The sequence below is a fragment of the Collinsella aerofaciens genome (assembly GCF_039758815.1).
Lineage (GTDB): Bacteria > Actinomycetota > Coriobacteriia > Coriobacteriales > Coriobacteriaceae > Collinsella > Collinsella aerofaciens_BP.
Genome location: NZ_JBDMSK010000040.1, coordinates 1 through 5,858 on the forward strand (window position 1 = coordinate 1; position 5,858 = coordinate 5,858).

Annotated in this window: 7 protein-coding genes; 1 reads left to right on the forward strand and 6 read right to left on the reverse strand. The window is 65.1% G+C overall.

What is annotated here, in order from left to right:
* Positions 1 to 197 (reverse strand): hypothetical protein (locus tag ABHT90_RS09840; protein WP_430393377.1); only part of this gene is annotated, 197 nt, incomplete at its 3' end.
* 344 nt (positions 198 to 541) lie between these two features.
* Here ABHT90_RS09840 and ABHT90_RS09845 point away from each other — a divergent pair.
* On the forward strand, positions 542 to 1,948 hold the full coding sequence (locus tag ABHT90_RS09845; protein ID WP_346982384.1) for a MobA/MobL family protein: 1,407 nt from the start codon (positions 542 to 544) through the stop codon (positions 1,946 to 1,948).
* A 1,785-nt stretch (positions 1,949 to 3,733) separates the two neighbouring features.
* Here ABHT90_RS09845 and ABHT90_RS09850 read toward each other — a convergent pair.
* The 5 genes from ABHT90_RS09850 to ABHT90_RS09870 all read right to left on the reverse strand — a co-directional run.
* Entirely contained in the window at positions 3,734 to 4,258 is a 525-nt protein-coding gene (locus ABHT90_RS09850; RefSeq protein ID WP_346982385.1) for a hypothetical protein, read from the reverse strand.
* Between the two features lie 200 nt (positions 4,259 to 4,458).
* On the reverse strand, positions 4,459 to 4,857 hold the full coding sequence (locus ABHT90_RS09855) for a 3'-5' exonuclease family protein (protein WP_488175090.1): 399 nt from the start codon (positions 4,855 to 4,857) through the stop codon (positions 4,459 to 4,461).
* Positions 4,858 to 4,896: 39 nt separating this feature from the next.
* On the reverse strand, positions 4,897 to 5,169 hold the full coding sequence (locus ABHT90_RS09860; protein WP_346982386.1) for a 3'-5' exonuclease family protein: 273 nt from the start codon (positions 5,167 to 5,169) through the stop codon (positions 4,897 to 4,899).
* Positions 5,170 to 5,173: 4 nt separating this feature from the next.
* Complete coding sequence (locus tag ABHT90_RS09865; RefSeq protein WP_346982387.1) at positions 5,174 to 5,656, reverse strand: hypothetical protein; 483 nt, start codon at positions 5,654 to 5,656, stop codon at positions 5,174 to 5,176.
* The coding region (locus ABHT90_RS09870; RefSeq protein ID WP_346982388.1) for a hypothetical protein at positions 5,646 to 5,858 on the reverse strand (213 nt) is incomplete at its 5' end. The genes ABHT90_RS09865 and ABHT90_RS09870, both read right to left, overlap by 11 nt.

The following is a 5,858-nucleotide window of genomic DNA, read 5'->3' on the forward strand; positions in this document are numbered from 1 at the left end:
GTATCGAAGGTCATGCCAGAGGTCTGCTCGAGGATCGCGCCGACCTCGACGAGTCGGTGGGTTCGCGCCTTCCGCTCCGCCGCGGCCTTCTTCTTTTCTAGGTCCCGCAGCTCCTTCTTCAGCGTCGCCGCCCTCGCGGCCTGCTTGTCGGCCGCAGCCCTCTTCCGTGCGATCTGCTCGTCAATCGAAGCCGTCATATCGACCGCCCTTCCTGCTCGTTGTGGTTTGTCCTCGCAGGAAAATATACCCATCCGCGCGGTAAAATTACGCGGGCGGGGTATATCACTACTTCAGTAGTGCGCACTTAGCACCACTTTTGCTGCGCAAAAGCGGTGCGTTGCGTGCGGTCTTGGCAGACGGCCCTATGCCCACACCCGCAAGCCCGTTCGCCTTGGGCGGCTCACGTCCATGCGTGCGGGGCTGCGCGGTCGCCGTGCTCCCTTGCGCTCCGCGCCGCTTGCGCCGTTCGCCGACCGCGGCTCACGGCGCACCGCACCGCTGCGCGGGGCGTGTCCGCGCCCCTTGCCTGAAAGGAACTCGCATGGCCATCTACCATCTCAACGCCCGCGGCTGCTCGCCCTCTACTGGAGCGGGCGCGGTCCGCAAGGCCGCGTACCAGTCGGGGCAGGCACTCGTGGAGGAGCGGTCGGGCCAGCTCTGCGATTATGCGCGGAAGGAGCGCGTCGCCGCCCAGGGCCTGGCCCTGCCCGCGGGCACCCCGCCCATCGACCGCGGGGCCCTCTGGAACGAGGCCGAGCGCGTCTGGGCCGAGGCGGGCGCGGGCAAGGAGCTCGTGGCCAAGCGCTTCGAGTTCGCCCTTCCCGTCGAGCTGGACGAGCGCGGGCGGCTCGCCTGCGTGCGCGACTTCTGCGCACTGTTCCCGACCAAGGCGTGCGACTGGGCGATTCACGACGACGGCCGCGGCGGCAACCCGCACGCCCACGTGCTGGTGTCTGCGCTCGACCTCGGTGCGGAGGGCTTCGTGCCCCGCACCAAAGCGCAGAAGGGCCAGAGCTGGTACCTCGTCCAGAACGACGGCGGCGAGCGCATCGCGGTCCCCGCGACGGGCTGGGCCGCGGCCAAGGCCGCGGGCTGGCAAAAGCTGTACAACTTCGAGGACGGCAAGCGCCGAACCATGAAGCAGGCGAGAGCGGAGGGCCTTGGCACCAAGGACCGCGTCAGCAAGAGCCCCGTCAAGATGCACCGCACGGAGGGACGCAGCGCCCGCGAGGTGGAGAAGGAGCAGCTGGTCGAGGTCCGCGCCGCCTGGGCGAGCATCGCGAACAGGCACCTCGCGGCGCACGCCGCGGCCACGGGTACCGCGGCTGTGGCCATAGACCATCGCTCTAATAGAGATAGGGGGCTGGACGAGCAGCCGACCGTCCACGAGGGCGGCGCGGGGCTGATCGGGCACGCCGACCGCGTGAAACTCAACAAGGAGATACGCGAGCGCAACGCCCGCCTGCGCGTCCTGCGCTCCGAGCTGCAGAACGAGGGCGCCGCCCTCGAGCAGCTGCAGCAGGAGATCGCCGACCTCGAGAGCAAGCGCCGCACGGCCGAGCATTCGTGGCAGTCGCGACCGCGCAAGGGCGAGCGCCAGCGCAAGGCGGCCTTAGCCAAGCGCCGCCGCGCGGCTATGGCCACCGCCGCGGCGGCTACCGCGGCAAGGAAGCGCGCGACCGCCGCGGCAGCGGACCAGACCGACACCCGCGCCGAGCTTATCGTTCAGCTCGACGAGCAAATCGCCGCGCTCGACCTCAAAATTAGGACGCTGCAGGGCGGCAATTCTGCCGCGATGCTGTCTGGTCCCCTGCGGGAGGCCGCGGCGCTGGGAGTCGAGCGCCGAAAGCTCGCCGACGAGCGGGCGCGTCTCGCGGGGGAGGACCCCGCGCCGCGCAGGCCCGAGCCGCCCCAGACTGAGCAGAAGCACCGCGGCTCCAAGCACTAGCCGTCGCGGTAGCTTCAGCTACATTGGCGCCGGCTATGGCCATGACCGTTCGCGGCGGCAATCCCGCCGCCCGCGGCTAGGCGTAAAAAAACGGTGGAGCGGCTGCAAAAGAGACGCCCCACCGGGTAAAATCAGGTTGTGCCGCGAAACCCGCTCCTAGTCGGTCAAACTTTGGGAACGCGGGCAACGCAGGTACGAACGAATTGATAGCCCGGTGCCCGCCGGGCTATTTTTTTCTCCCTTCGCTATCCGTTCTGCTTATATTCCTTCCACCACCGGATCGCGTACAGGACGGACCGGGTGATGCTGGCCAGATAGGCCGTGGCACGCAGGATTTCAAGAAACAAGTTCATAGGCCGCTCCAATCGGTGATCGAAGCGTTGCCCGCAGACGGGTTTCGCGGCGGTCAAGATTCTACCCCACGTCCTGTAAAGGCAGGTCCTTAGCCATCGGCGTCGGCAAATAGCAAAAAAGGGGCTTCCCGTTCGGGAAGCCCCCTTGCGCTTCATTCGGTTTTGTTGTAGCGATTTGAACATATTTTGTACGGCAGCGTACGTGTATCTACCTGCGAAAATAGTCAAAAAAAATAGCAGCCTGCCCGCCGTAGCGGGCGGGCTGCTGCTATTATTGGGCTGTGCGTTGGTGCTACCAACACCTTCGCACGAGTAGAGGCGAGCTACCAACTCGCGATTCTACAGCGCCAGGAAAGCTACTACCCCGCTTGCCTGACATGTCTATCATAGCAGCAACCCGCAGGTCACGCTATTAGCAAGCTGAGAATTCGCAAATGGGAGCCACCTCAATGGCTCCCATTTTTTGTGGAGCGACACATAGGCCGTTCCACGTCGGCACGGGTTGTATGCCCGTTCAAAAAGGTAGCCCTTAGCTCGAATAGCGTGAGACTGTGACATGCAGAAGAGCAGTCCATGCGGACTAGTCGGCCCCCAGGCATGGGTCGGCGGTGCGCCCCCAGGCGGCAATATCGGCCACCTTCTGGCGATCCACACCCCGATGACGGCGCGATGGCGTCAAGGCCAAGCAGACGCTCGACAACATGTCCGCGACGGTTAAGTGGCAGCTCAGCGCCCCCGCTCGCGTATGCTGGGCGCGAGGGGGGTTGGGCCGCCTCGCTAATCAAAAACAAATCTCTGGTAAAAGGGCTCATGCCCCGACAAACCGTGACACATGGCGGTTTGAGGACTCGGGAAAGCCCAGGATCGCCTAGAAGGTCGCCGTAAAACCCAAGGGAAGGCTGAGGGTTTCCGCATTTCATATGTGTTAGTCAGACTGGGGGGGGGCGGCCGCAGTCTGTCTCGACCACGCATCCCAAAGAAACTAAGTCGTCACCAACCCACGGCAAAGCCGCGCAGCATAACAACACTTCTAACCATCGGCATGGAGACCGATGGACGGTCAATCCATCCAGCCGACCCGCCGCCGACCCTGCCAGGGCAACCCGCACGGCCATCGTCCAGGCACGCTCGCTGCGCTCGCTCTGATGAGGGCCTGCGCGGCCCTCATGCACCCGCGTCCAAATGGGATGCACCCTGCCCGCCCTCGGAGAGGGACCCCCCTCTCCCTGGATAACTTTTTGAAACTCTCCCAAAAAGTGAAACGACAAAACCCAGCGGAGACGGGTAGCCCGTAGGAAACCGCGGAGCGGTTTTCATGGGCGTTTTTAGCCCGTCGGAGCGGTGCGTGGCGCTTGTTGGAAGGGCGGTAAATCTTCGATTTTCCGCGCTTTCAATGGGCGCCCGAGTTGACTTAGGGATAGAGCTCGAGCAGTTAAACGGTACTTTTTGGTAGCAGGTGCTGCGCCTTGATGCGGTCGCGCGTCCAGGGCCAGTGGAACCCTTCCAAACGGCGGCTCAGCGCAAGGTCCTCGCGGAGCTGGGCGTTCTCGCGCTTCAGGTCCTCGATGCGCTGCTCGGCCTGCGCTATGGCTTCGACCGCGTCGGCATCGCGGTTGGCGATCTGGTCGGTCAGCCGCTCGACCTCGCGCTCGAGCGCGGCGATCTGGTCGCGGTACGGCTCGACCTGCGCCTCGAGCAGGCCGCGGGCGGCCTCGGGGTCCTCGGGCGCTGGGCCGTCCGACGGCAGCAGCGCCGCGGCGAGCGCCGACGCGGTCGCGGGCGGGAGCAGCTGTCGGCCGCGGCGGTCGGACTGGTCGGAAACCGTGGCCAGATCGAGCTCCTTGAGGCGCCGCGCCGCGGTCGATTTGGACACGCCGCAAGCCTTGGCGACCTCGGCGATTGTGGTCAAAGTCGCGGCATCGGTCGTTTCGGTCGCGTCACGGTTTGATGCGGTCATGGCGGCTCAGCTCCAGTTCAAGTTTACATAAGGCCTATTATTGGCACCTTTATATATCAATCTACCTGCGATTATATCAAGTCGCGGCAGTGAATCGGTTCACAGCCCGCCCCATCTCGTCGCATGGCGCGGGTTTTGGGGCGTGATTCGGTTCGCACCGATTCTCGACCCAAAAGACGCGTCAGCGCGGCGGTGTCGCGTCAGTACCTGAAATTGGGATAGAGTCTCTGGATGCCCTCGGGCCCGCGGAGGCGCCGCCACTCCGCGTCGACGTACTTCTGCACCGCCAGGCACGCCAGCGCGTCCGCAAGGGACCCGTGGGCCTTGTCGGTCCACTTATATTTTGCGATCTGCGCGGCCTCGGTCAACTTGTACCACTTGTACTCCTCGTGGTAGCTGTCCCAGTCACCCTGGAGCTTCGCGAACTCATACATCGTGTCGGTCACGCGCGGCTTGCGGCCGAAGTTGTACGGCGCGATGCGGACGGCATCGAGGAACCCGAGGTCGAACCCGACGTTGTAGCCGATGATCTCGTCGGCCTCGCCGATAATCTGGCAGATCTCGGTCGAGTCTGCCCAGATGTCGCGGCACTTCGCCACCGCCCGCGGGGAGATGCCGTTGACGCGCTGCGCGTCGGGTCATTCCGTTTTGCGTTCGGGCTTGTACCTTCGGTCGAGAAGGACGTTGCCGTCCCAGTCGACAATGCTCAGGCTCAGGATTTCGTCCTCGGTCGGGTCGAGCCCCGTGGTCTCGCAATCGAGGCAGATGATCTTTTGGCACTCGTCGACCTCGAGGTACCCGAAGTTGCCGCCGTCGCGCTTCTTCGTGATTTTGATCGGGCCGCAGCTGGGGCCGAAAATATGGGCGGCCTGCTCGATTTCCTCGGGCGTGCCGTCGATTCGGATCCTCATGGCGTCACTCCTCGCTCGGGGTCCAGTAGACCTCGCCGTCCACGTCGACGCGGTAGATTCCGAGCGCCGCCCCCGCGATCTCGAAGAACTCGTAGGGGTCCGCCGCGACGCGGCCCGCGTTCGCGAGACGTTCGGGCATCGCGGCGATGGTCCGCACGAGTCCGCGCCCGTCATCGGTCGAGCGAGCCGCGGCCTCCCTCGCCGCCCCGAACTCGTCCCCGTCGGCATCGCGGGCGTCCACCGCGGCTTTGCGGTTTTCCGCCGCGTCCTCGGGACTGTCCTCGCAGCTCGACCAAAGCTCGACCTTGAGCCCGCTCGGGCTAACCCCGAAGCATTCCATCGTGATCGCGGCTGAGCCGTCCGCGCGGGTGTAGTAACTCTCGATCCGACCGCGGCGGACGAACTCCCCGCGTCTTTCTTCGTCCATGTAGAAGAGGGCCGCGCCGTCCGCGTTGCGGTAGGCGGAGTAGTAGACCTTAACGTTCACCGTCGGCCCCCAGCAGCATGCCGACGGCCTCGGCGATCTGGCCGCCGCGGGTGAACGGCTGGCCGTTCGTGTACCGCAGCTGCTCGGTCAGCGCGACAGACAGGGCGCGGCGGCTGTCCTCGGTATCGAAGGTCATGCCAGAGGTCTGCTCGAGGATCGCGCCGACCTCGACGAGTCGGTGGGTTCGCGCCTTCCGCTCGGC